We start from the raw sequence: 24,207 nt of genomic DNA, 5'->3' as shown, positions 1-24,207 counted from the left end.
CGAGATGCAGCTTCCGCGCCAGCTCCACGCTTGCAGGGCATGGTTTGCGCAACGGAATCAACCACCGATGATCTTCATCACCGTGGCACCACCCGAGAAGGCCACATCCTGCTTGTCGCCCAGGGCCTTGACCAGCAACCGTTGCAAGGCTGGCAAGGCCTGGTGGCGAGGCTTGTCTAGCAGGTCACCGACATAGTGGCGATTGCTCGACGACAGGCAACCGTGCAACCAGCCGGTGGAAGACAGCCGCAGGCGCGAGCAGGTCCGGCAGAACGGCACGCTTTCGTTGGCGATCACGCCGAAGTGGCCAAGGCCGGGAATCTGGTAGCGCACGGCCGTGGCATCCACCGGCGCGTCGGCCTGGAGGTACTCGTAGTGCTGGCCGATCAGGTCCAGCAATTGCCGCAGGCTGACGAATTGCTGCAGGAAGGCGTTGTTATCGCGGGCCAAGTGGCCCATGCGCATCAACTCGATGAAGCGCAGCTCATACCCCTGCTCGAGGCAGTAATCGAGCAGCGGCATGACCTGATCCAGGTTCTGCCCGCGCAACGGCACCATGTTGACCTTGATCTTCAACCCCGCGGCTCGCGCCTGCTCCAGGCCGTCGAGCACCGTGGCCAGGTCACCGCCACGGGCGATACCGCGAAAGGCCGCGGCGTCCAGGGTATCGAGGGAAACGTTGATACGGCGAATGCCGGCATCCACCAGCAGCGGCAGCTTGCGGGCCAGTAGCTGGCCATTGGTGGTCAGGCTGATGTCTTCCAGGCCCATGCGTGCCACCGCGCCCATGAAGGCCTCCAGCTTGGGACTGACCAGGGGTTCGCCGCCGGTGATACGCAGGCGCTCGATGCCCGCTGCCTCGATCAGGTAGGCCACGCCGCGGGCCATCGCCTCGGCCGACAACTCGTCCTGGGCGGCCACCAGCCGCTTGCCGTTGGGCACGCAGTAGGTACAGGCGTAGTTGCAGGCTGACGTCAGGCTGATCCGCAGATTGCGAAAGCGCCTGCCTTGACGATCAACGATCATGGATGACTCCGGCGAAGGAAGAGAAAGGCGCGCAAAACCTGACTCAAAAATCAGATTTTGACAAGTCCCATGCCTGAGTATAAGCCTCGGGCTCTGCGCCATACAGGTGCTGATGGCGCAGTCCCAAGGCGGGTGGGCTCAGTTGCCGGAGGTGTCGGGGTCGCGCTTGCGCTTGTTGCCCATGCGCACGCCGATGTCCATCAGGAACTGGAAGAAACCTTCTTGGTCCTCCAGGACATTGCTCCAGAACGGCGAGTGATACAGCGCCACCGCGCCATGCACCAATGCCCAGGAAGCGCAGTAGTGGAAGTACGGCGGCACGTCTTCCAGCTTGCCTTCGCTGATGCGGCCCTTGATCAGCAGGGTCAGGCGCTCGAAGTTGGAAGCACGGATCTTGTGCAGTTCCTCGACCATCTCCGGTACCTGGTTGCCCTTGACCACCTTTTCTTCCAGGCGGTCGAACAGCCGATAGCGCTGCGGGTCACGCATGCGGAACTCGAAGTAGGCCCGGGACAGGGCTTCCTTGTCCTTGTCGACATCGGCAGAGTGCAGCAACTCGTTCAGGTCGCGCTCATAGTCGAGCATCAGGCGCAGGTAGATCTCCGCCTTGGACTTGAAATGCTTGTAGATGGTCCCTTTGCCGATACCCACGGCATCGGCAATCATCTCGACAGTGACGCTGTCTTCACCTTGTTCGAGGAACAGCTTGAGCGCGGTATCGAGAATTTCTTGCTCACGGCGGCGAAACTCACGGACCTTACGAGGTTCTTTCTGCATAAGAAAAGATCTGTTCGGGGTCAAAATCGAAGCCGCGTATTATGCCTAAATTGCGCCAAAATGCACGGATCATCCATCGTTGCTGCGGTTTCAGGCATAAAACCCAACCTACCGCCAGAGCCTTGAGAGGCCTGGAAAAGCCGGTATAGGCCATGAATACGGGATCGGCAACCGGTTCCAGGAAAAAACACCCGGCCATTCCAAGCCCCGGAACAGACCACGAAGCTCCAGTTCCCCCACAATGGGAACCCCCATCCCTGGCCAGGGCTGGTCCTTGACGAAAACCAGGCAACGAGTCGTTTTCAATCAACCACGACAGCATGCCCTGTCCTCATCACACGCCAATCACATCGACAGCTTCGATGCCCAATAGGGACGCACTCTTCGGGCAGTGATGCTCACGACAAAAGGTGAAGAACGACTAGTTCGTTGAAAACCGGGTAATTTCCAGACAACTTCGGCAAATTATCGAGCAAGATCCGACTTTCACCGAAAGTGAGAACTCAAGCGAAGCGCGCGTATTCCAAATTTGTTTAAGAAACGGACAAGGCAAACTGGACTGAACCCGATCCTGATCAATACTTGAACTGTCGGCGGGACATCTCCCCCAAGTGAAACGCCGATCTAGGTGCCGAAGGACCGCGTGCCTAAGTTTTACTCCTAATGGTCTTAACCCGGATTCACCCCCCAGAACCCGGGTTTTTTTTGCCTGGAATTCCTCCAGGCCAGGATCAGGCCTGGTCCTTGACCCGTGCCAGGGGGAACAGGCGCTTGAAGTTCGCCGTGGTCTGTGCGGCAAAGGCCTCGTAGGATTCGCCGCGCAACATCGCCAGGAACTCCGCCACTTCACGCACGTACTGCGGCAGGTTGGGCTTGCCGCGATAGGGAATCGGCGCCAGGTAGGGGGAATCGGTTTCCACCAGCAGCCGATCGGCCGGCACTTGCCGGGCCACATCACGCAAGGCGTCGGCATTGCGGAAGGTGACGATCCCCGACAGGGAAATATAGAACCCCAGGTCCAGCGCTGCCTTGGCCATGGCCCAGTCCTCGGTGAAGCAGTGCAAAACCCCGGCATTGGGTAGCGCCGCTTCCCGCAGCAAGGCCAGGGTATCGGCCCGCGCGCCACGGGTATGCACCACCACCGGCTTGCCGGTCTGCTGGGCCGCCTGCAGATGCAGGCGGAAGGACGCCTGCTGCAGCTCGGCCGCCTCGGGCTCGTAGTGATAATCCAGGCCGGTCTCGCCGATGGCCACCACCCGTGGATGGTTCAGTTCGTCCAGCAGCCAGTCCAGCGCCGGCGCGGCCCCAGGCTGCACATCCAAGGGATGCACCCCCACCGAACAGTCGACATCGTCATAACGATCGGCCAGGGCCTTCACGTCCGCGGCATTGTCGGCGCTGACACCGATGCACAGGAAGTGTCCGACGCCGCGCTCGCGGGCCGCCGCCAGAGCGGCATCCAGGGAGCCGTCATGGGCGGCCAGGTCGAGGCGATCAAGGTGGCAATGGGAATCTACGAGCATAGGGGCGGCAACTTGCATCCGATAAATGAAAAGGCCGGATGACTGCATCCGACCCAGGGAAGAACTGATTCTAGGCGCCGGGCGTCAGTTCTGGGTAGGCAACGCCGCCCATTGCACCAGTAGCGCCTCGAGCAGCAGCACCCGGTTGAGGTTGGCCTTGTTCAGGACCTTCTGCCGCTGGGCCAGGATCCAGTCCTGCATGGCCAGCACCTTGGCCTGGGCGGACTTCTGCGCCAGGTACTGCACCACCTTGCGCATGTCCGCCAGCCCCAGGCCTTGCTCATCCTGGGTCAGCTGGTAACGCAGGATCAGGTTCGACCAGTCGCAGAACCAGTCGAACAGCAGCAACAACGGCACGGCGTTCCAGGACTCGGCCAACTGGGTCGGCGATTGCTGCTGCTTGAGCAGCTTCTTCACGCCCTCCACCACCTGCGCCCGCTGTTCCCGAGCGCCCTGGGTGTGCAGGCTGACGGCGGCCAGGGGCGAACCGGCGGCCAGGGCCAGTAACTCCACCCGCTCCTCGTCGCTGCATTCGGGCAAGGCGGCGGCTAGCCAGTGCATGCTCATGGCCTCGCTGGGCAACGGGCACGCCTGCTGCACGCAGCGGCTCTTGATGGTCGGCAGCAATCGGCTGGGCTGGTGGCTGACCAGCAACAGCACGGTGTCCCCGGAAGGTTCTTCGAGGCTCTTCAAGAGGGCGTTGGCGGCATTGATGTTCATCGCCTCCACCGGCTCGATCAGCACCACCTTGCGCCCGCCCAATTGCGCAGTCTGGACCACGAAACTCACCAGGTCGCGAACCTGGTCGACCTTGATCGGCTTGTCGGCTTCCTCGGGCTCCAGGATGTAGTTGTCCGGATGACTACCGGCCTGCAACAGCAGGCAAGACTTGCACTGCCCACAGGCCTCCAGGCCCTCCGGTCGCTGGCACAGCAGCCGGGTCATCAGGCGCTCGGCCAGGGCCCGCTTGCCGATACCCGCCGGACCATGCAGGAGATAGGCATGGGCATGCTGGGTGCGCCCCGCCAGTTGCTGCCAAAGGGCATCCTGCCAGGGGAAGACGTCAGCCACGGGCGCGCTCCAGCAACTGCGGCAGCAAGCCATCCAGGGATTGCTGGACCTCGGCCAGGGGTTGGGACGCGTCCACCAGGAAATAACGCTCGGGAGCGGCCTCGGCACGCTTGAGGAAAGCTTGGCGAACCTTCTGGAAGAACTCCCGGCCCTCCTGCTCGAAACGATCCAGTCGACCGCGGGCGCTGGCACGCGCCAGGCCGACTTCCACCGGCAGGTCGAAGACCAGGGTCAAGTCCGGGCGCAGCGGGCCCTGGACGAAGTCTTCCAGGGCCTCGATCCGCGCAAGACTCAAGCCACGGCCGGCGCCTTGGTAGGCATAGGTCGAATCGGTGAAACGATCGCAGAGCACCACTGCGCCGCGCTGCAGTGCCGGGCGAATCACCGTTGCCAGGTGCTGGGCCCGGGCAGCGAATACCAGCAACAGTTCGGTGTCGCTGTTCATGATCTCGTCGGCCGGCGTCAACAGCACCTCGCGAATACGCTCGGCCAGGGGCGTGCCGCCCGGCTCGCGGGTCAGCACCACCTCGATGCCCGCTGCACGCAAGCGCTCGGCGAGGTACTCGCGGTTGGTGCTCTTGCCGGCGCCTTCCGGGCCTTCCAGGGTAATAAACAAACCAGTCACGGGCAGTCCTTCAAATTCATTGCGGGCTTTTCGGCGCTTGCCCGGGCTCGAGGGGAACAGGCGCTGGCGGAGCCGGTTCGACCTCGGCCGGTGCCTGCTCCGGCGCAGCGCTCGGACTCGGCGCCTCGGGAGCTGCGGGGCTGGCGGTCGGAGCCGGGCTGGAGCGGTAGTCGGCACGGCGCTTGAGCTGGAACTCACGCACGGCGCTGTTGTGGGCGTCCAGGTCATCGGAGAACACATGGCTGCCATCTCCGCGGGCGACGAAGTACAGGCTCTTGCCCGGCACCGGGTTGAGCGCGGCGTGGATCGCCTCGCGCCCCACCATGGCAATCGGCGTCGGCGGCAGGCCAGCGTTCATGTAGGTGTTGTAGGGCGTCGCTTCCTTCAGGTGGGCCCGGGTCAACTTGCCGGTGTAGCGCTCACCCAGGCCATAGATCACCGTGGGGTCGGTCTGCAGCAGCATGCCGATCTGCATCCGGCGCACGAACACCCCGGCAATCTGCCCACGCTCCTGGGGTACGCCGGTTTCCTTCTCCACCAGGGAGGCCATGATCAGCGCCTGGTAGGGATCGGTATAGGGAGCATCCTCGGCGCGCTTTTCCCACTCCTTGGCCAGCACGCTGTCCAGGCGATCGTAGGCCTTGGCCAGGAGCTCGGCATCGCTCATGCCCCGGACGAAACGATAGGTATCGGGAAAGAACCGCCCTTCGGGAAACACACCGCCGTGGCCGAGCTTTTCCATCACCTGGGCGTCGCTGAGGCCGGCCAGGGTTTGTTGCAGCTTGTCGCTCTTGGCCAAGGCATTGCGGACCTGGCGGAAGTTCCAGCCCTCCACCAGGGTCAGGCTGTATTGCACCACCTCGCCACGCTGCCAGACACCGATCAGGTCCTGGGCCGTCATGCCCGGGGTCATGCGGTATTCACCGCTGTGCAGGGGCTGGCCCGGCAGGTTGAAACGCCAATACAGGCGCAGCCAGAAAGCATCCTGGATGACGCCGTCGGCTTGCAGGCGGTTGAAGGTTCCAGTGGGGGTGGAGCCGGCGGGAACATCGAGCAGTTGTTCCTGGCTCAGGTTCAACGGTTGCTCCAGGGCCGAATTCAGCTTCCAGGCACTGCCCCCCAGCAGCAGCCCTGCCAGGACCAGTCCGGTTTCCAGCAGGAGCAGTAATTTACGTCTCACGAATCAAGCATCCAGTAGTGCGCGGGTAATGCCCTGCAGTTTACGGGTGAGCGGTCCTGCCGACCAGCGCATCCCGGCACAGCGCAATACCGGCCAGATGCCATAGACACTGTTGCACACGAAGACCTCATCAGCCCGCCGCAATTGCTCGAGACCGATGTCGGTGATCACCACGGGAATGCCTTGCAGCTGGGCCTGGGCGAGGATTTCGCCGCGCATCACCCCGGCCACGCCACAGCGGCTCAGGTCCGCCGTCAGCAGTTGCCCTCCAGCGACCAGGAACAGATTGCTGAACACGCCCTCGATCACGCGCCCGGCGCCATCGAGCATCAGGCCTTCGGCATGCTCGCTATCGCGCCATTCGGCGCGGGCCAGGACCTGCTCCAGGCGGTTGAGGTGCTTGAGGCCAGCCAGCAAGGGCTGCTCGGACAAGCGCGTGGCGCAAGGAAACAGCTGAACCCCTTGTGCGGCATGGGCCGCTGGATAGGCCGGCAAAGCCCCGCCCTGGAGGATCCGCCGCGCCGGCGCCACAGGATCGGCCGCGTAGCCGCGCAGGCTATCGCCCCGGGTCAGGATCAGCTTGAGCACCCCTTCGTCCAGGGCTTGGGCGTAGGCCAGCACCTCGCCGCGCACCAGCTCCGGATCCGTCACCAAGGCCAGGCGCCGGCAGCCTTCGGCCAGGCGCTGCAAGTGCCGCTCGAGCAGCAGCGGCTTGCCGGATCTGACGGCGATGGTCTCGAACAGGCCATCGCCGTAGGCCAGGCCACGATCCTTGAGCGACAGAGCGTCAGCCGGACGACCGTCGACCCAGCTGTGCATCACTCGGAAAACCGACGGAATACCAGGGAGCCGTTGGTACCGCCAAAACCGAAGGAGTTGGAGAGCACGACATCGATATCCATGCTGCGCGCCGTGTGCGGCACGAAATCCAGGTCGCAGCCTTCGTCGGGCTCATCCAGGTTGATGGTGGGCGGCGCGACCTGACTGTTGATCGCCAACACGCTGAAGATCGCCTCGATCGCCCCGGCGGCGCCCAACAGGTGGCCGGTCATGGACTTGGTGGAGCTGACCGCGAGCTTGTAGGCATGGTCGCCGAACACACTCTTGATCGCTTCGGCTTCCGCCAGGTCGCCAGCTGGCGTCGAAGTGCCATGGGCGTTGATGTACTGCACCTGGTCGGCATTAATCTTCGCGTCGCGCAAGGCATTGGCGATGCAACGGGCAGCACCAGCGCCATCGGCGGGTGGCGAAGTCATGTGGTAGGCGTCACCACTCATGCCAAAACCGATCAGCTCGGCATAGATGGTGGCACCACGCGCCTTGGCATGCTCCAGCTCTTCCAGGACCAGGGCGCCAGAACCATCGGACAGCACGAAGCCATCACGGCCCTTGTCCCACGGCCGGCTGGCACGGGTCGGTTCGTCGTTGCGGGTCGACAGCGCACGGGAGGCGCCGAAACCACCCATGCCCAGGCCGCAAGCGGCCATCTCGGCGCCACCGGCAATCATCACGTCGGCTTCGCCGTAGGCAATGTTGCGCGCAGCCATGCCGATGCAGTGGGTGCCCGTGGTGCACGCTGTGGAAATGGCGTAGTTCGGCCCCTGGAGCCCCAGGTGAATGGACAGGAAACCGGAAATCATGTTGATGATCGAGCCCGGCACGAAGAACGGAGAAATCCGTCGTGGGCCGGAGTCGTGCAGCGTACGGCTGGTTTCTTCGATATTGGTCAGACCGCCAATACCCGAGCCCATGGCGACGCCGATGCGATCACGGTTGGCGTCGGTGACTTCCAGGCCGGCATTGCGTACCGCCTGGAAACCGGCCGCCAGGCCGTATTGGATGAACAGGTCGAGCTTGCGGGCCTCTTTGGCCGACAGGTATTCCTCGACATTGAAGCCCTTTACCGAGCCGCCAAAACGGGTGGAATAGGCAGAAAGGTCGGTGTGCTCGATCAGACCGATGCCACTTTGGCCAGCCAGAATGCCCTGCCAGCTAGTCGGTACATCCGTACCCAGCGGCGACAACATACCCATACCGGTGACTACGACGCGTCTACGCGACACAGCACTCTCCTTTTTCTAATGACGACACTCTTTGCATCAGGCCTAAAGAAAAAACCGCACGCCGTGACGGCAGTGCGGTTTTTCCATGACAGCAAAATACGACTACAAACGATTAAGCCTGGTGGCTGTTAACGTAGTCGATAGCTGCTTGAACGGTAGTGATCTTCTCAGCTTCTTCGTCAGGGATTTCGGTCTCGAATTCCTCTTCCAGAGCCATCACCAGCTCAACGGTGTCAAGGGAGTCGGCACCCAGGTCTTCAACGAAGGAAGCGGTGTTAACAACTTCTTCTTCTTTAACGCCCAGTTGCTCAGCAACGATTTTCTTGACGCGCTCTTCGATGGTGCTCATACCTTGTTTTCACTCCTAATGGACAAATTCAGGCAGCTGGCCAGTGGGTAAGTGTATAGAAAGGCTTTTCAGCTTTTCAACCGAAAGCTTTACCACTCAACCCTTTGGCCATCTGCCTATAAATAGATTGCAGCTTTATAACGGATTTTAGACAGCTCGTATGACACTTTTTTGAAGCAATCCGTCACATTTGCCTTACATATACATCCCGCCGTTGACCGGGATTGTAGCCCCAGTAACGTATGCCGCACCGTCGGATGCCAGGAAAGCGACCACTTGCGCGATCTCATGAGCCTGACCCAGACGGCCCAGCGGAATCTGTGTCTGCAGGGCTTCACGCTGTGCTTCCGGCAGCTCGCGAGTCATATCGGTATCGATGAAACCAGGAGCGACCGAGTTCACAGTGATCGACCGCGAACCTACTTCCCGCGCCAGGGCACGACTGAAACCTTCAAGGCCGGCCTTGGCGGCGGCGTAGTTTACTTGGCCTGCGTTGCCCATGGCACCCACAACCGAGCCAATATTGATAATTCGCCCCCAACGAGCCTTGGTCATGCCGCGCAGGACGCCCTTGGACAGGCGATACAGGCTGTTGAGGTTGGTATCGACCACGTCGTACCACTCGTCATCTTTCATGCGCATCATCAGGTTGTCGCGGGTGATGCCGGCGTTGTTCACCAGGATCGCCGGCGCACCGAACTGCTCGGTGATGCTGGCCAGGACCGCAGCCACGGATTCGTCGCTGGTGACATTGAGCTCCAGGCCAGTGCCTTGAACGCCGTTTTCCTTGAGGGTGGCAGCGATGCGCTCGGCACCCGAGGCGGAAGTGGCGGTACCCACCACGATGGCACCCATGCGCCCCAGTTCGAGGGCGATGGCCTGGCCGATCCCACGGCTGGCGCCGGTCACCAGTGCAACTTTACCTTGCAGACTCATGCAAGCTTCTCCTAGTTCAGGCCAACGCTGCGCGGGCGGCAGCGAAAGCATCCGGGGTATTCAGGTTAGAGGTCGAAACGCCTTCGGCGCAGCGCTTGTTGAGGCCAGCCAGGACCTTGCCCGGGCCGCACTCAACCAGCTCGGTAGCACCGCTGGCGGCCAGGGTTTGCACCGACTCGACCCAACGTACAGGCTTGTACAGTTGCTCCAGCAGATCGTGCTTGAGGCCATCCAGGTCAACCGCCACCGCAGCACTGACGTTCTGCACCAGAGGGATCTGCGGAGCCTGCCAGTCGATCGCGGCGATCGACTCGGCAAAACGCTCGGCCGCAGGGCGCATCAGCTCGCAGTGGGACGGCACGCTGACCGGCAACGGCATGGCACGCTTGGCGCCACGAGCCTTGCAACCTTCGATGGCACGGTCCACGGCAGCCTTGGCACCGGCGATCACCACCTGGCCCGGGGAGTTATAGTTCACCGCGCTGACCACTTCACCTTGCGCCGCCTCTTCGCAGGCGGCCACTACATCGGCATCGTCCAGGCCCAGGACCGCCGCCATGGCGCCCTGCCCTGCCGGCACGGCCTCCTGCATCAGCTGGCCACGACGCTCCACCAGCTTGACCGCCTCGGCCAGGGTCAGGCTGCCGGCAGCGACCAGGGCGCTGTATTCACCCAGGCTGTGGCCGGCAACGAATGCCGGGCGTGCACCACCCTCGGCCAGCCACAGGCGCCACAGAGCGATGGACGCGGTGAGAATCGCGGGTTGAGTCTTGTCGGTCTGGTTCAGCAACTCCGCCGGACCTTCCTGGGTCAGGGCCCAGAGATCGTAGCCCAGGGCATCGGAGGCTTCCTTGAAAGTATCGAGGATCAACGGGTACTGCGCGCCCAGCTCGGCCAACATGCCGAGGGACTGCGAGCCCTGTCCTGGAAAGACGAATGCGAGGGATGCAGACATGTAACGAGCCCCTAATGATCTTGTCGTCGGAGAATTGACGTCACACCGTAGTGGACGCAAGAAACTGACAGTTGGATGGCCAATCGAACCGAGCGGTCACATTTAAGCACCCCACCGGGAAAACGCCTAAGGCAGCAGGTCTTCGAGGCGCCCGTGCAAGCGCCGCGGCAGATCTTCCTGGATCTCGATCAGCGCTCGCTGGATCGCACTCTGGAAGCCCTGGACTCCCGCCGAGCCGTGGCTCTTGACCACGATCCCCTGCAAACCCAGGAAACTTGCGCCATTGTGCCGGGCCGGCGCCAGGTCCGCCTGCAGCCGCCGCATCAAGGGCAAGGCCAAGGCCCCCACCGCCCGGGAAAGCATGCTCTGCTTGAACAGGGCCTCGATACGGGCCGCGATCATGGTCGCCAGGCCTTCACTGGACTTGAGCAGGATATTGCCGACGAAACCGTCGCACACCACCACGTCCGCTTCGCCGCGGTACAGACCGTCACCCTCGACAAAACCGATGTAGTTCAAGCCCCGGGCCTGCTGCAGGAGATTCGCCGCCAGCTTGACCTGCTGATTGCCTTTGATGTCCTCGGTGCCGATGTTCAGCAAGGCCACCCGGGGACGAGCGATGCCCAGGCTCTCCGCCGCAACCGAGCCCATGATGGCGAACTGCAGCAAATGCTCGGCACTGCAATCGACGTTGGCCCCCAGGTCGAGCAACTGGCAGTAGCCACGCTGGGTGGGAATGGCCGCCACCATCGCCGGGCGATCGATACCGGGCAGGGTCTTGAGCACGTAGCGCGACAGCGCCATGAGCGCCCCGGTATTACCGGCACTGACACAGGCCTGGACCTTTTCCTCGCGCAACAGCTCAAGCGCCACCCGCATCGAAGAATCAGGCTTGCCGCGCAAGGCTTGGGAAGGCTTTTCGTCCATGGTGACCACCTCGCTCGCAGGGGTGATCGACAGGCGAGCGCGATCCACGGCCGAATGGCTGGAAATCAATTCTTCAAGGAGGGAGGGTTGACCCACCAGGGTCAGGTGCAGCGAGGGGGCAGCAGACAGGCAGGCAAGACTGGCCTGAACAATGCTGCGGGGACCGAAGTCCCCGCCCATTGCGTCAATCGCGATGACTTGAGCGGACAAGGATTACTCGTCAGCGCCCTTGTCGATCACTTTACGACCACGGTATACGCCTTCAGGCGATACGTGGTGACGCAGGTGAACTTCACCGGTGGTCTTTTCTACGGACAGGGTGCTAGCCTCGAGAGCATCGTGGGAACGACGCATGTCACGGGCAGAGCGGGATTTTTTGTTCTGCTGAACAGCCATAATTGATTAACTCCTAAACGTTTGGGTCACGCTTTAACTGCGCCAATACACTGAACGGGTTGGACCGCGTTACCTCGTCCTCGCTCGGTTCGGGCTCATCGAGCCCCGCCGGCTGCTGGCATTCTTCCGGATGATGAGCAGGCACGATAGGCAAGGCGAGCAACAGCTCATCCTCGATCAACGCCTGCAGATCCAAAGGATCTTCGCCCAGTTCCAGCACGTCATAACCTTTCGGCAACGACTGGGTATTCGCACCCTCCTTCACCACCGCGTAACTGCATTCGCTGTGGATCGGCAGGGTGACCAGCTCAAGACAACGCTGGCAAACCATCTTGACTTCGACGTCGATGGAGCTGTGGATAACTACAGCTTTACGTTCGTCACGCTCGAAAACGAATTTAGCCTGCACCGTACCGACATCGTCGGCAAGCGGGTCGCAGAGTCTCTCCAAATCGGCCAGCAGCACTTCCCCCTGAAGGGTGGTACCACGGTCAGCCAATTTGCGCGGGTCAACGTGAGGTGGAATCGGGTCATTCAACATAGGCGCAGCATTATAGGGATGCCCCCGGCCATGTCAAAGGAAATTCAGCCCTGTCCGTCACTTGCCCGCCCCGCTAGAATTCCCGGCCCGCCCAGGAGATGCGCATGCTGCCTTTACTACTTGCCTCAAGCTCGACCTACCGCCGGGAATTACTGTCCCGCCTGCAACTGCCATTCATCTGCAGCTCTCCCGATATAGACGAAAGCCATCGCCCGGGCGAAAGCGCCGTGGAACTGGTCAAACGCCTGGCCGAAGAAAAGGCTCGCGCCCTCGCCCCCAGCCACCCAGGCCACCTGATCATCGGCTCGGATCAAGTCGCAGTACTGGGCGAACGAATCATCGGCAAGCCCCACACCTTCGACAAGGCCCGCCAGCAACTGCTGGACGCCAGCGGCGCCAGCGTGACCTTCCTCACCGGCCTGGCCCTGCTCAACAGCCAGACCGGCCAATGCCAGGTCGACTGCATTCCCTTCACAGTGCACATGCGCACCCTGGACGACCAGCGCATCGAGCGCTATCTGAATGCCGAGCGCCCCTTCGATTGTGCCGGCAGCTTCAAGGCCGAGGGCCTCGGGGTCAGCCTGTTCAAAAGCACTGACGGCAGCGACGCCACCAGCCTAGTCGGACTGCCACTGATACGCCTGGTGGACATGCTGCTGGTCGAAGGCGTGGACATACCTTGAGACCACGAAAAAGCCGGCCATAAGGCCGGCTTTCATTGGACGCCAGAGGCTCAACGCAAGGTCGGCCCCTGGAAGCCCATCCACATGGCGATCTGCTCGGCGACGCTGGCGCCCAGCCTCTTCGAGAAGCGATCGAAGGGCGATTCCTGGACGGTGAAGTCCACCACTTCCTTCTCGCCAATCACGTCACGCGCAACCGAACTGGTATTGCCCAGCCCGTCGACCAACCCCAGTTGCAAGGCCTGCTCGCCGGACCACACCAGGCCGGAAAACAGCTCGGGGTGCTCCTTGTCCTTCAACCGCTCGCCACGCCCTTGCTTGACGCTGGCGATGAACTGGCGATGAGTGGTGTCCAGCACACCCTGCCAGAACTGAGTCTCCTCGGGTTTTTGCGGCTGGAAGGGATCGAGGAACGACTTATGCTCGCCAGAGGTATAGGTGCGACGCTCGATCCCGAGCTTCTCCATGGTCCCGACAAAGCCATACCCAGCCGCCGTCACGCCGATAGACCCAACCAAACTGGCCTTGTCGGCATAAATCTGATCAGCGGCACTGGCGATGTAGTAAGCGCCCGAAGCCCCAAGATCGGAAATCACCGCATAGACCTTGGTGTCCTTGTGCAAGGCCCGCAGGCGACGGATCTCGTCATAGACATACCCGGACTGCACCGGACTACCACCCGGACTGTTGATTCGCAGGACGATACCCTTGACCTTCGGATCGTCGAAAGCGGTGCGCAAACTACCGACGATATTGTCCGCACTGGCAGACTCCTTGTCCGCAATCACCCCGGTCACATCGATTACCGCGGTGTAGCTGCCACCCCGGGTAGCGTTCTTCTCGATGCTCATCAACGGAGTGAACATGAGCAATGCCACGAACAGGTAGACAAAGGTCAGCAACTTGAAGAAGATCCCCCAGCGCCGCGAGCGCCGCTGCTCCTGAACACTGGCCAACAGAGTCTTTTCCAAGAGCTTCCAGCTTCTGTCATCAGGGTTTTCGGCGCCCGTTGTGCCTGGCGCCTTCCATTCGTCGGTCATGCCTACTACCTCAGCAACAAATTAACTCGCAGCCCGACCGAGCCAGGCATGCAATTGAGGAAAATGATCGATGGACAAGCGCGGCTCCAGCATTTGCAAGGCCTCGATAGGCTGGGCACCGTAGCTTACGGCGACCGAATCCATGCCCGCATTGCGCGCCATCAACAGGTCGAAGGAAGAATCCCCAACCATCAGCGCCTGCCTGGCTCCGACCCCACAATGTGCAAGGATTTCTTCCAACATCAAGGGATGCGGCTTGCTGGCAGTCTCATCTGCGGCCCGGGTGATATCGAAGTACCCCTCCCAACCATGAGCCTTCAGTACCCGATCAAGGCCACGCCGCGCCTTGCCGGTCGCGACTGCCAACCGATACCCCTCGGCCCGAAAGCTCTCGAGCGACTGCACCACCCCATCAAACAGCGGCGAGGGCTCGGCATCGAGCGCGATGTAGTGATCAGCGTAGTGCTGACGAAACGTCACCAACTGCTCATCATCGATTTCCGGATACAGGGTCCGGATCGCCTCCGGCAGGCCCAGTCCGATGATGCCCTTGACGGCGGAATCATCGCACCGGGGAAAGCCGGAACGGTCGGCGGACACATGCATTGATTCGACAATCCGACCAATGGAATCCGCCAGGGTGCCATCCCAATCGAAGATCAGCAGCTTGTAATCAGGGTGCACTCAGGCGCTCCACGGTCTTGGCCCACATTTCGTCCACCGGGGCCTGCAATTTCAGCTCGCCACCATCGGGCAGCGGCACCGTCAACATATAGGCGTGCAGGAACAGGCGTTTACCGCCCAGATCGCGGATTTCCCGAGTGAAATCATCGTCGCCGTACTTGCTGTCGCCAGCGATGCAATGCCCGGCATGCAGGGTATGCACCCGAATCTGGTGCGTACGCCCAGTCACCGGCTTGGCTTCGACCATGGTGGCAAAGTCGCCGAAACGGCGCAGAACCTTGAACACCGTCAAAGCCTCCTTGCCTTCTTCGTTGACCTCCACCATGCGCTCCCCGGAACGCAGGTTGCTCTTGAGCAACGGGGCCCGCACCTGCTTCAAGGCCGTCGCCCAATGACCGCGCACCAACGCCATGTAGCGCTTATCCACGCCGTCGCCACGCAATGCAGCATGCAAATGACGCAACATGCTGCGTTTCTTGGCGATCATCAGGAGCCCGGAAGTGTCGCGATCGAGGCGATGCACCAACTCCAGCTCCTTGGCATCTGGCCGCAACTGACGAAAGGCTTCGATCACGCCGAAATTCAGGCCGCTACCACCATGCACGGCAATGCCGGCCGGCTTGTTGATCACGATCAGCGCCTTGTCCTCGAAGACGATCGAAGCCTCCAGGCGCTGCAGCAACCCCTGGGCCAGAGGCACAGGCTCATCGCGCTCGGGCACGCGCACTGGCGGCACACGCACAAGATCGCCTTCCTGCAACTTGTACTCGGGCTTGATCCGCCCCTTGTTCACCCGCACTTCGCCTTTGCGCAAGATGCGATAAATCAAGGTCTTGGGCACGCCCTTGAGTCGAGCGAGAAGGAAATTATCAATACGTTGGCCGGCATATTCCGGCGTGACCTCAAGCAGTTGAACGCCTGGAGTCGAGGGGGCAGTAGTCGTCATGCCGCGGATAATAACAATTTTTATGGATTTGAAGCACTTAATGATTACTGCTATAGTCGCGAACGCCGCCAAAAGCGGCTGGACAGAGGAACAGCGGCCAACAGCCGGCCCTGACCAACGCAATTCATGAGGACGCAAGGCCGTCCTACGCAACGCTCGCCACATAACGGACGAGTTGGACGCTGTAACAAGCGCAGGTGACATGAGGCCTGAAACCCGTAGGAAGCAGAGTTATCACTCGCCTCTTACGCAGCGATTAACGGCCAGTTCACAAAGTGCAGTCAGCGGCTAATAACACCCAGGCGGAAGTTGTGGAAACAACGCCTTAGCCATGATGCGTGACCTCCCCTTTCGGAGTTCACGGTAAATGCCAACCCGCTGCGGATTCTGCGCGCGGCAGCACCCGAATTATCAGGGATACGTGTAGGGTGGAGATGCACAACCGTCGGACTGTGTAGCATTAGGCTTTATCAAGACGCTTCATCTCGTCCACAGTCGCCGGTTGATTCCTCCTCCTGACAGACTTTTGCTTAAGCGGTGCTTTAGTCACCACAGCAAGCAGGACGCGTGAGTCGCGACTTCGTCCCCGGTTGACAGGGACGAACCTCGCTAGACACTCGAGTGGTCAACCACTCCTGACGCACCTGACACCGACCGTGAGAAGTCGTGTGTGCCGAACGCCGTTTCCGGCAGCCCGGAAACCGACGGTACTACATGAAAAGAATGCTGATTAACGCAACTCAACCCGAAGAGTTGCGTGTTGCCCTGGTAGATGGCCAGCGCCTCTACGACCTGGACATCGAGTCCGGTGCACGCGAGCAGAAAAAGGCCAACATCTATAAAGGCCGCATCACTCGCATCGAACCTAGCCTGGAGGCTGCCTTTGTCGATTTCGGCTCTGAGCGCCACGGCTTCCTGCCTCTCAAAGAAATCTCCCGCGAATACTTCAAGAAAGCCCCTGAAGGCCGCGTCAACATCAAGGACGTCCTGAGCGAAGGCCAGGAAGTCATCGTCCAGGTCGAGAAAGAAGAGCGTGGCAACAAGGGCGCAGCCCTGACCACCTTCATCAGCCTGGCCGGCCGCTACCTGGTCCTGATGCCGAACAACCCTCGCGCCGGCGGCATCTCGCGCCGCATCGAAGGCGAAGAGCGCAACGAACTGCGCGAAGCGCTGAACGGCCTGGTGGCACCTGCCGACATGGGCCTGATCGTCCGCACTGCCGGCCTGGGCCGCAGCAGCGAAGAAATGCAGTGGGACCTGGACTACCTGCTGCAACTCTGGACTGCCATCAAGGAAGCGTCCCAGGACCGTTCCGCGCCATTCCTGATCTACCAGGAAAGCAACGTCATCATCCGCGCGATCCGCGACTACCTGCGCCAGGATATCGGCGAAGTACTGATCGACAGCGTCGAAGCCCAGGACGAAGCCCTGACCTTCATCCGCCAGGTGATGCCGCAGTACGCCAGCAAGATCAAGCTGTACGAAGACAGCGTGCCGCTGTTCAACCGTTTCCAGATCGAAAGCCAGATCGAGACCGCCTTCCAGCGCGTGGTCGAACTGCCTTCCGGCGGCTCCATCGTCATCGACCCGACAGAAGCCCTGGTGTCCATCGACATCAACTCGGCTCGCGCCACCAAGGGCAGCGATATCGAAGAAACCGCCCTGCAGACCAACCTGGAAGCGGCCGAGGAAATCGCCCGCCAACTGCGTCTGCGTGATATCGGCGGCCTGATCGTCATCGACTTCATCGACATGACCCCGGCCAAGAACCAGCGCGCCGTGGAAGAAAAAGTCCGCGAATGCCTGGAAGCCGACCGCGCCCGCGTGCAGATCGGCCGTATTTCGCGCTTCGGCCTGCTGGAAATGTCCCGTCAGCGCCTGCGCCCATCCCTGGGCGAAAGCAGCGGCATCGTCTGCCCACGCTGCAGCGGCACCGGTATCATCCGTGACGTCGAGTCGCTGTCCCTGGCCATCCTGCGCCTGATCGAAGAAGAAGCCCTGAAGGACCGCACCGCCGAAGTCCGCGCCCAGGTACCGATCCCGGTCGCCGCGTTCCTGCTCAACGAAAAACGCAACTCGATCACCAAGATCGAACTGCGTACACGCGCCCGCATCGTCATCCTGCCTAACGATCACCTCGAGACGCCGCACTTCGAAGTCCAGCGCCTGCGCGATGACAACCCGGACGCCAACAACAACCAGTCCAGCTACGAGATCGCCGCTGCCGCTGCCGAGGCCGAGGAGCCACAACCGGCTGCCGGCACTCGCACCCTGGTTCGCCAGGAAGCCGCGGTGAAGACTGCCCCGGCTCGCGCCAACGCTCCGATTCCTGCCGAAGCCGCCGCCCCGGCGCCAGCACCGGCTCCAGTTGCCGAGCCAAGCCTGTTCAAGGGCCTGGTCAAGTCCCTGGTCAGCCTGTTTGCCAGCAAGGAAGAGCCTGCCGCACCGGTGGTAGCCGAGAAACCGGCCCCCGAGCGTCCTGCCCGCAACGAAGAACGTCGCAACGGTCGCCAGCAGAGCCGCAACCGCAACGGTCGTCGCGACGAAGATCGCAAGCCGCGCGAGGAACGCGCACCACGGGAAGAACGTCAGCCACGCGAACTGCGCGAAGCTCGCGATGAAGGCCAGGCCGCTCGCGAAGAGCGCCAGCCACGTGCGCCGCGTGAAGAACGCCAGCCACGCGCACCGCGTGAAGACCGCAAGCCTCGCGGTGAGCGTGAAGAGCGCGTACGCGAACTGCGCGAACCCCTGGACGCCGCTCCAGCGGTAGCCGCTGCCGCCGCTACTGCGGCCGTCGCCGAAGAGCGTCCGGCTCGCCAACCACGGGAAGAGCGTCAACCACGCCCGCCACGTGAAGAGCGTCAACCTCGTGCAGAACAGGCACAGGCCGCAGCCGCCAGCGAAGAAGAAGCACTGCCTAACGAAGAGCAACTGCAGGAAGAAGGCCAGGACAACGCCGAAGGCGAGCGTCCACGTCGTCGCTCCCGCGGCCAGCGTCGTCGCAGTAACCGTCGCGAGCGTCAGCGTGACGCCAACGGCAACCTGATCGAAGGCTCGGAAGAAAACACCGAAGAGCCAAGCAGCACCGACCTGGCTGCCGGCCTGGCGGTCACCGCTGCCGTTGCCAGCACCGTGATCAGCGCCAACGCCGAAGCCGAAGCTCATCAGCAAGCCGAACGCGCCACCGCCGCCGTTGCCGAACCGGCCCCTGAAGCGCCGGCGGTCGAAGCCACCACCGCGGTAGAAGCGCCAGTCGCACCAGCCGTGGAAGTGGCCCCAGCAGCCGAAGTCGAACCAGCCGCTGAACAGCCGGTCGAGGTCGTTGCCGAACCCGCCGTGGTCGTCGAGGCCCAGCCGGTGGTTGCCGAGCAACCTGCCGTAGAACCTGTTGCCCCAGCTCCAGTGTTCGAAGAACCAGCCGCCGCGCCGGCCCCGGTAGCCACTCCAGTCGCTGAACCGGTGATCGAGCAGCCCGTGGTTGCCGAGCAGCCAGCCCCGACCGTGGAGCCTGCTCCGGTTGTCGCTCCAGTAGCGGTCGAGGCTCCAGCTCCGGTAGTCGAAACGGCTCCGGTCAGTGCCCTGACCAGCAACGGTCGCGCGCCCAACGATCCGCGCGAAGTGCGTCGCCGCAAGCGTGAAGCCGAGCGCCTGCAGAAGGAAGCCGAACTGGCTGCCGCTGCTGCTCCGGCCGAAGCCGTGGTTGCCGTCGAAGCTGCACCGGTAGTCGAAGCCCCTGCCATCGTCGAGGCGGCCCCTGCTCCAGTCGAAGCTCCTGCCGCAGCTCCTGCGCCAGTTGCCGAGCCTGAGGCGCAGCAACCTGTCCCAGTGGTCGAAGAAGCGCCACGCGCTGTCGAGCACAACCCTGAGCACGCAGCCCACGCCGAAGAGAAAGAGCACGAGACCAAACCTCTCGTCTGATTCCATCGGCTGATAAAAAGCCCCGCTCCGGACCTCCGGGCGGGGCTTTTTCATACCCGTGTTTCAGCCCTGCCGATAGTCCAGCGCCTGCGGCACGTCCACATCCCACAGGACCCCCGGATCACTCACCGGCACCTCCACCACCAGCCCCGAAGCAAACAACGACCGGCCTCCGCGATCACCGGACAACCCACGCAGTGCTTGGCCATAAGCCCGGCCAAAACCCACCGGATGCCCCTGCTCGCCCCCCTGCCTGGGCACGCAGATCCGCCCCGGCTCCATGGCCTCGACCACCTGCCGGATGGTGTCGACCCGGATGAAGGGCATATCCCCCAGCACCACCAGCCACCCCTGGGCATCGGCAGCGGCCGTCGCCGCTGCCGCCAGGCTATGGCCCATGCCGGCGGACTCCAACTCCAACACTTCACAGCCATGGACCCGGCCTAATGCCAGAACCTGCGGCCGGTGCGCCGTGGTCACCAGGACGCGGTGCACAATCTCCCCCGGCAGATTCACCAGCACCTGCTCCAGGACCGCCCGCAACACGCCGTCACGCCCCCGGCAGGGCGCCAGCAGTTTGTCCTGGCCATGCCCCGCCCCCTCCTGATAACGCCTGCCCTGCCCCGCCGCCAGGATCAGCGCACAGGGCAGCAGGCTCATACGGCCACCTGGCTGGCCTGGGACGCGGGCTTCTTCTGCACGGTTTCGACACCGTTCTTCAGTGCCACGATCTCGGCCATCAGCGACAAGGCGATCTCCGCCGGGGTATGGCTGCCGATATGCAAGCCCACCGGCCCGTGCAGACGCCCGATAGCCTGGGCCGACAGCCCCAACAGCGCCAGGTTGTCCCGGCGCTTGCGACTGTTGACCCGGGAGCCCAGCGCACCGACGTAGAAGGCCCGGGAGTCGAGCGCCGTGAGCAAGGCCATGTCGTCCAGGCGCGGATCATGGGTCAGGGCCACCACCGCGGTGCGCTCATCAGGCTCGATACTCGCGACCGCATCGTCGGGCATGCCGGCGACAAACCGTCCGTCCTCCGCGTCCCAGCCCTGCACGAACTCCCGCCGTGGATCGCAGACCAGCACCTCGAAGTCCAGCAGGCGGGCCATTTGCGCCACGTACCGGGACAGCTGCCCGGCGCCGATCAACAGCAAGCGCCAGCGCGGGCCGTAGATCGCCCGCAAGATGGCTCCGTCGAACGCCAGCTCATCGCTCTTGCGCGCCGGCTCGAGCCGCACCTCGCCGGTGGCCAGGTTCAGTTCCCGGGCCACGATCTGGTGCGCCTGGCACCGCTCGAGCAGTTCGGCGACCCAGGCCGGATCGCCGACCCGCTCCTCGGTCAGGCGCAGGGTGCCGCCACACGGCAAGCCGAAACGCGCCGCCTCCTCCAGGGTCACGCCATAGGTCACCAACTGGACCGGCGGCCCCTGCATGGCCAGGCGCCCATCGCCCAGGCGCGCGATCAGGTCGTCCTCGATGCAGCCACCGGACACCGAGCCGATCACCACCCCGTCATCGCGCAGCGCCAGCATGGCGCCTGGCGGTCGCGGCGCGCTGCCCCAGGTCTGGACCACGCTGTACAGCACCACCGCCCGACCGGCGCGCCGCCACTCCAGGACACTGCGCAGGACATTCAGGTCGACGCTGTCCATCAGGCGCTCGCCTGCTGCCAGCCCTGCAGCTGGTAGCGCACCGGCAAGTTGCGGATGCGCTTGCCGGTAGCGGCGAAGATCGCATTGCACAACGCCGGGGCGATCGGCGGCACACCGGGCTCGCCGACGCCACCCAGCGGCACCTCCCCGGGCGGTGTCACCAGGTGCACTTGCACCTCCTTCGGCGCCAGGGACATGCGTGCCACTTCGTACATGTGGAAGTTGTCCTGCTGGACCTTGCCGTCCTTGAAGCTGATTTCCCCCAGCACCGCGTTGCCCAGGCCCATGACACAAGCCCCCTCGAACTGCGAGCGGATACGCTCGGGGTTGATCTGCGGACCACAATCCACGGCGAGATCGGCCTTGTGCACGATCAGGGTGCCATCGCCCTTGACCTCCACCTCGATCACCGCTGCCACGTAGGTCACGAAGCTGTAGTGCACCGCCAGCCCCAGGCCGCGGCCCTTGGGTAGTTCACGCCCCCAACCGGCAGCCTTGGCGGCGGTTTCCAGCACCGTGCGCAGGCGCGCGGTGTCGATGGGATAGCGCTCGGGGGACTCGCCATAGTTCCACTCCTCGCTCAAGGTTCGCGGATCGATCTGCCGATCAGGCCCCAGCAGCCGCAGCTGGTACTTCAGCGGATCCTCGCCGGCCTTGTGGGCCAGTTCGTCGACGAAGCTCTGGATCGCGAAGCCATGGGGAATGTTCGACACCGAGCGATACCAGCCAACCCGGGTGTGGGCAGCCGCCTCGGGGTTCTCCAGGCGCACGTTGGGAATGGCATAGGCCATGTTGGTAAAACCCATGCCCAGCTCGAAAGCCGCCTCATGGTTCATGCCCGGGGCGAACAAGGCCGTGATGCTCGGCGCCACGGTGCGGTGCAGCCAGGCCGCAGGCATGCCGTCCTTGTTCAACCCGGCCTTGAGGTATTCGGCCGACACGGTGTGGAAATACGAGTTGTGGATATCGTCTTCGCGGGTCCACTGCACCCGCACCGCCTTGCCGGGAAAGGCCTTGGCCAGGATCGCCGCCTCGATGATGAAGTCAGGCTTGGACTTGCGACCGAAGCCGCCACCCAGCAGGGTGACGTTCACCGTGACCTGGTCGAAACCGATCCCCAGCCGCTCGGCGATGCGTTCGCGGGTCACCTGGGGCGCCTGGCTCGGCGCCCAGGCCTCGCAGCGACCGTCCTGGAAGCGCGCCACGGCCACCATCGGCTCCATGGGCGCCTGGGCCAGGTGCGGCAGGTAGTAGGTAGCCTCCAGGCTGCCGTCGGCGCTGCCCAGGGCCTGCTCGAGGTTGCCGGTGCTGCGCACCACCTTGCCCGGCTGGTGCGCGGCCGCCTCCAGTTCCTTGCGGTAATCGATGGAGTTGTAGCCGGCGTTGACCCCATCCTCCCACTCGAGCTTCAACGCCTCGCGGCCCTTGATCGCCGCCCAGGTGTTGCTCGCCACCACCGCGACCCCGCCCAGGGGCTGGAACTCCGAGGGCACGGGCCGACTTTCGATGGGGATGACCTTGATCACCCCCGGCACCTTCAGCGCGGCGCTGTCATCGACGGACTTGAGCTTGCCGCCATAGACCCGGGGCCGGGCCACCACGGCGAACAGCATGCCTTCGAAATGCACGTCGGCGCCGTACACCGCACGGCCATTGACGATGTCCTGGCCATCGATCGCCCGGGTCGCTTCCTTGCCGATGTAGCGGAACTGCGAAGCCGACTTCAGCCGCAGGCTGTCCCGCGGCGGTACCGCCAGGGCCCCGGCAGCGGCGGCCAGGGCGCCGTAGCCCAGTTCCCGCCCACTGGGCTGGTGGACCACCTTGTGCAACTGCGCCCGGCACTCCGCCAGCGGCACCTGCCACTGGGCCGCCGCCGCTTGCTCAAGCATGGTTCGCGCAGCCGCGCCGCAACGCCGCATGGGCTCGTACCAATGGCGCATGCTGCGCGAGCCATCGGTGTCCTGGTTGCCATAACGCGCCTCGTCACCCGGCGCCTGCCTGACCTTGACCAGGGCCCAGTCGGCTTCCAGTTCGTCGGCCACCACCATGCTCAGACTGGTACGCACGCCCTGGCCCATTTCCGAGCGGTTGCAGGTCACCGTCACGCTGCCATCGGCATCGATGCTGACATAGACCTTGGGATCGTCGACCCAGCCGTGGGGCATGCCGTCGGCGCCGAACTTCTTGTCCTCGGCAAAGGCATCCTGCCAACCCCAACTGGCGGCCAGCACCAGGGCACCGGTGGCGCCCACGCCTTTGAGAAAACCCCGGCGACTCAGGTTGGCCAGGGTGAAATCAGTAGGTAGAGGACTCATGCCTTGGCCTCCTGCAATTGGCCGGCAGCGCGGCGGATCGCGGTCTTGATCCGGTTGTAGGTACCGCAGCGGCAAATATTGCCGAGCATCGCCTCCTCGATCTGTTCGTCACTGGGGTTGGGGTGGGTCTTGAGCAGCGCGGTGGCGGACATGATCTGCCCGCCCTGGCAATAGCCGCACTGGGCCACCGCGGTGTCCAGCCAGGCCTGCTGTACCAGTTGGCCCACCGGATCGTTGTGCAGGTTGTCGATGGTGCTGACGTTCTTGCCCAGCACCGAGCCGACCGGGGTGATGCAACTGCGGGCAGGATCGCCGTCGATATGGATGGTGCAGGCACCACACAAGCCCATGCCGCAGCCGAACTTGGTGCCGTTGTAGCCGATCACGTCGCGGATCGCCCACAACAGGGGCATATCCTCGCTGACGTCCAGTGGATGGTCTTGTCCGTTGAGTTTCAGGGTAATCATGGGCACGCCCGCATTCTATGGAGGGATGGGGTCGAACCATCTGTCGCGCGGCACCGCGACCGCAGGGCACGCAGATCGGTTCAGGCTAATCGGGCTCTCTTGTGAAGTTCGAGCTTCACCGGACCCTTGGGCA

At 63.1% G+C, this 24,207-nt stretch carries 24 protein-coding genes; 2 read left to right on the top strand and 22 right to left on the bottom strand.

Features of this window, described 5'->3' with window-relative positions:
- Positions 1-57: 57 nt before the first annotated feature.
- The 15 genes from H7A76_RS16685 to H7A76_RS16615 all read right to left on the bottom strand — a co-directional run bounded on the left by H7A76_RS16685 (position 58) and on the right by H7A76_RS16615 (position 12,369).
- Positions 58-1,026, bottom strand: a complete 969-nt coding sequence (locus tag H7A76_RS16685) for a GTP 3',8-cyclase MoaA (RefSeq protein ID WP_185699516.1) — start codon at positions 1,024-1,026, stop codon at positions 58-60.
- A 138-nt stretch (positions 1,027-1,164) separates the two neighbouring features.
- Entirely contained in the window at positions 1,165-1,803 is a 639-nt protein-coding gene (locus H7A76_RS16680) for a TetR/AcrR family transcriptional regulator (RefSeq protein ID WP_185699515.1), read from the bottom strand.
- The gene (locus tag H7A76_RS16675; RefSeq protein ID WP_185699514.1) at positions 1,784-2,125 is read right to left on the bottom strand and encodes a hypothetical protein; all 342 of its coding nucleotides are present in this window, start codon (positions 2,123-2,125) and stop codon (positions 1,784-1,786) included. The genes H7A76_RS16680 and H7A76_RS16675 overlap by 20 nt, the downstream gene beginning before the upstream one ends.
- A 409-nt stretch (positions 2,126-2,534) precedes the next feature.
- Positions 2,535-3,326 carry a TatD family hydrolase gene (locus H7A76_RS16670; protein ID WP_185699513.1) on the bottom strand — a complete coding sequence of 264 codons (792 nt, stop codon included), beginning with the start codon at positions 3,324-3,326 and terminating at the stop codon, positions 2,535-2,537.
- 84 nt (positions 3,327-3,410) lie between these two features.
- Complete coding sequence (locus H7A76_RS16665) at positions 3,411-4,397, bottom strand: DNA polymerase III subunit delta' (protein ID WP_185699512.1); 987 nt, start codon at positions 4,395-4,397, stop codon at positions 3,411-3,413.
- Positions 4,390-5,022: a dTMP kinase gene (gene tmk, locus H7A76_RS16660; protein WP_185699511.1), complete on the bottom strand. Its 633-nt coding sequence runs from the start codon at positions 5,020-5,022 to the stop codon at positions 4,390-4,392. Before tmk ends, H7A76_RS16665 begins: the two co-directional genes overlap by 8 nt.
- Positions 5,023-5,038: 16 nt before the next feature.
- Positions 5,039-6,202, bottom strand: coding sequence for an endolytic transglycosylase MltG (mltG, locus tag H7A76_RS16655; RefSeq protein WP_185699510.1), 1,164 nt, complete (start codon positions 6,200-6,202; stop codon positions 5,039-5,041).
- A gap of 3 nt (positions 6,203-6,205) precedes the next feature.
- Complete coding sequence (gene pabC, locus H7A76_RS16650) at positions 6,206-7,021, bottom strand: aminodeoxychorismate lyase (protein WP_185699509.1); 816 nt, start codon at positions 7,019-7,021, stop codon at positions 6,206-6,208.
- A complete protein-coding gene (gene fabF / locus H7A76_RS16645) occupies positions 7,021-8,265 on the bottom strand; it encodes a beta-ketoacyl-ACP synthase II (RefSeq protein ID WP_031321260.1) in 1,245 nt (414 codons plus the stop codon). Before fabF ends, pabC begins: the two co-directional genes overlap by 1 nt.
- 112 nt (positions 8,266-8,377) lie before the next feature.
- A complete protein-coding gene (gene acpP / locus H7A76_RS16640; RefSeq protein WP_004884578.1) occupies positions 8,378-8,614 on the bottom strand; it encodes an acyl carrier protein in 237 nt (78 codons plus the stop codon).
- 195 nt (positions 8,615-8,809) lie between these two features.
- A complete protein-coding gene (gene fabG / locus H7A76_RS16635; protein ID WP_185699508.1) occupies positions 8,810-9,550 on the bottom strand; it encodes a 3-oxoacyl-ACP reductase FabG in 741 nt (246 codons plus the stop codon).
- Between the two features lie 16 nt (positions 9,551-9,566).
- The gene (gene fabD, locus H7A76_RS16630) at positions 9,567-10,505 is read right to left on the bottom strand and encodes an ACP S-malonyltransferase (protein WP_185699507.1); all 939 of its coding nucleotides are present in this window, start codon (positions 10,503-10,505) and stop codon (positions 9,567-9,569) included.
- Between the two features lie 126 nt (positions 10,506-10,631).
- Positions 10,632-11,642, bottom strand: a complete 1,011-nt coding sequence (gene plsX, locus H7A76_RS16625; RefSeq protein ID WP_185699506.1) for a phosphate acyltransferase PlsX — start codon at positions 11,640-11,642, stop codon at positions 10,632-10,634.
- 3 nt (positions 11,643-11,645) lie between these two features.
- Entirely contained in the window at positions 11,646-11,828 is a 183-nt protein-coding gene (gene rpmF / locus H7A76_RS16620; protein ID WP_003179396.1) for a 50S ribosomal protein L32, read from the bottom strand.
- A gap of 13 nt (positions 11,829-11,841) precedes the next feature.
- Entirely contained in the window at positions 11,842-12,369 is a 528-nt protein-coding gene (locus tag H7A76_RS16615) for a YceD family protein (RefSeq protein ID WP_053135801.1), read from the bottom strand.
- 104 nt (positions 12,370-12,473) lie between these two features.
- Between H7A76_RS16615 and H7A76_RS16610 the strand changes: the two genes are divergently transcribed.
- Positions 12,474-13,052, top strand: coding sequence for a nucleoside triphosphate pyrophosphatase (locus H7A76_RS16610; protein ID WP_185699505.1), 579 nt, complete (start codon positions 12,474-12,476; stop codon positions 13,050-13,052).
- Between the two features lie 50 nt (positions 13,053-13,102).
- Here H7A76_RS16610 and sppA read toward each other — a convergent pair whose 3' ends face one another.
- The 3 genes from sppA to rluC are packed head-to-tail and all read right to left on the bottom strand — an operon-like array spanning position 13,103 to position 15,722.
- The gene (gene sppA, locus H7A76_RS16605) at positions 13,103-14,092 is read right to left on the bottom strand and encodes a signal peptide peptidase SppA (protein ID WP_185699504.1); all 990 of its coding nucleotides are present in this window, start codon (positions 14,090-14,092) and stop codon (positions 13,103-13,105) included.
- A gap of 21 nt (positions 14,093-14,113) precedes the next feature.
- Positions 14,114-14,776 carry an HAD-IA family hydrolase gene (locus tag H7A76_RS16600; protein WP_185699503.1) on the bottom strand — a complete coding sequence of 221 codons (663 nt, stop codon included), beginning with the start codon at positions 14,774-14,776 and terminating at the stop codon, positions 14,114-14,116.
- The gene (gene rluC, locus H7A76_RS16595; protein WP_185699502.1) at positions 14,766-15,722 is read right to left on the bottom strand and encodes a 23S rRNA pseudouridine(955/2504/2580) synthase RluC; all 957 of its coding nucleotides are present in this window, start codon (positions 15,720-15,722) and stop codon (positions 14,766-14,768) included. The genes H7A76_RS16600 and rluC overlap by 11 nt, the downstream gene beginning before the upstream one ends.
- Positions 15,723-16,436: 714 nt before the next feature.
- Here rluC and rne point away from each other — a divergent pair.
- Complete coding sequence (gene rne, locus H7A76_RS16590; protein WP_185699501.1) at positions 16,437-19,640, top strand: ribonuclease E; 3,204 nt, start codon at positions 16,437-16,439, stop codon at positions 19,638-19,640.
- Between the two features lie 63 nt (positions 19,641-19,703).
- Here rne and H7A76_RS16585 read toward each other — a convergent pair whose 3' ends face one another.
- Genes H7A76_RS16585 through H7A76_RS16570 form a run of 4 tightly spaced genes read right to left on the bottom strand, consistent with a single transcriptional unit; the run spans position 19,704 to position 24,074 of the window.
- On the bottom strand, positions 19,704-20,300 hold the full coding sequence (locus tag H7A76_RS16585; RefSeq protein ID WP_185699500.1) for an NTP transferase domain-containing protein: 597 nt from the start codon (positions 20,298-20,300) through the stop codon (positions 19,704-19,706).
- Positions 20,297-21,292 (bottom strand): XdhC family protein, encoded by a 996-nt coding sequence (locus tag H7A76_RS16580; protein ID WP_185699499.1) that lies wholly within the window; start codon positions 21,290-21,292, stop codon positions 20,297-20,299. Before H7A76_RS16580 ends, H7A76_RS16585 begins: the two co-directional genes overlap by 4 nt.
- Entirely contained in the window at positions 21,292-23,607 is a 2,316-nt protein-coding gene (locus tag H7A76_RS16575; RefSeq protein WP_185699498.1) for a xanthine dehydrogenase family protein molybdopterin-binding subunit, read from the bottom strand. The genes H7A76_RS16580 and H7A76_RS16575 overlap by 1 nt, the downstream gene beginning before the upstream one ends.
- Entirely contained in the window at positions 23,604-24,074 is a 471-nt protein-coding gene (locus tag H7A76_RS16570) for a (2Fe-2S)-binding protein (RefSeq protein WP_185699497.1), read from the bottom strand. The genes H7A76_RS16575 and H7A76_RS16570 overlap by 4 nt, the downstream gene beginning before the upstream one ends.
- Between the last annotated feature and the right edge of the window lie 133 nt (positions 24,075-24,207).

Origin of the sequence: Pseudomonas sp. MSSRFD41 (assembly GCF_014230245.1) — a bacterium.
In the GTDB taxonomy this organism is placed as follows: Bacteria; Pseudomonadota; Gammaproteobacteria; order Pseudomonadales; family Pseudomonadaceae; genus Aquipseudomonas; species Aquipseudomonas piscis.
This window is presented reverse-complemented; position numbering and strand designations above follow the sequence as displayed.

Bases quoted from the DNA above. Each gene is read 5' to 3' on its own strand.
- H7A76_RS16610 (WP_185699505.1), top strand. From the start codon at position 12,474: ATGCTGCCTTTACTACTTGCCTCAAGCTCGACCTACCGCCGGGAATTA.
- H7A76_RS16670 (WP_185699513.1), bottom strand. From the start codon at position 3,326: ATGCTCGTAGATTCCCATTGCCACCTTGATCGCCTCGACCTGGCCGCC.
- H7A76_RS16585 (WP_185699500.1), bottom strand. From the start codon at position 20,300: ATGAGCCTGCTGCCCTGTGCGCTGATCCTGGCGGCGGGGCAGGGCAGG.
- rne (WP_185699501.1), top strand. From the start codon at position 16,437: ATGAAAAGAATGCTGATTAACGCAACTCAACCCGAAGAGTTGCGTGTT.
- rluC (WP_185699502.1), bottom strand. From the start codon at position 15,722: ATGACGACTACTGCCCCCTCGACTCCAGGCGTTCAACTGCTTGAGGTC.
- acpP (WP_004884578.1), bottom strand. From the start codon at position 8,614: ATGAGCACCATCGAAGAGCGCGTCAAGAAAATCGTTGCTGAGCAACTG.
- fabD (WP_185699507.1), bottom strand. From the start codon at position 10,505: ATGTCTGCATCCCTCGCATTCGTCTTTCCAGGACAGGGCTCGCAGTCC.
- fabG (WP_185699508.1), bottom strand. From the start codon at position 9,550: ATGAGTCTGCAAGGTAAAGTTGCACTGGTGACCGGCGCCAGCCGTGGG.
- H7A76_RS16615 (WP_053135801.1), bottom strand. From the start codon at position 12,369: ATGTTGAATGACCCGATTCCACCTCACGTTGACCCGCGCAAATTGGCT.
- pabC (WP_185699509.1), bottom strand. From the start codon at position 7,021: ATGCACAGCTGGGTCGACGGTCGTCCGGCTGACGCTCTGTCGCTCAAG.
- H7A76_RS16680 (WP_185699515.1), bottom strand. From the start codon at position 1,803: ATGCAGAAAGAACCTCGTAAGGTCCGTGAGTTTCGCCGCCGTGAGCAA.
- H7A76_RS16580 (WP_185699499.1), bottom strand. From the start codon at position 21,292: ATGGACAGCGTCGACCTGAATGTCCTGCGCAGTGTCCTGGAGTGGCGG.
- rpmF (WP_003179396.1), bottom strand. From the start codon at position 11,828: ATGGCTGTTCAGCAGAACAAAAAATCCCGCTCTGCCCGTGACATGCGT.
- H7A76_RS16575 (WP_185699498.1), bottom strand. From the start codon at position 23,607: ATGAGTCCTCTACCTACTGATTTCACCCTGGCCAACCTGAGTCGCCGG.
- H7A76_RS16685 (WP_185699516.1), bottom strand. From the start codon at position 1,026: ATGATCGTTGATCGTCAAGGCAGGCGCTTTCGCAATCTGCGGATCAGC.
- sppA (WP_185699504.1), bottom strand. From the start codon at position 14,092: ATGACCGACGAATGGAAGGCGCCAGGCACAACGGGCGCCGAAAACCCT.
- H7A76_RS16570 (WP_185699497.1), bottom strand. From the start codon at position 24,074: ATGATTACCCTGAAACTCAACGGACAAGACCATCCACTGGACGTCAGC.
- H7A76_RS16675 (WP_185699514.1), bottom strand. From the start codon at position 2,125: ATGCTGTCGTGGTTGATTGAAAACGACTCGTTGCCTGGTTTTCGTCAA.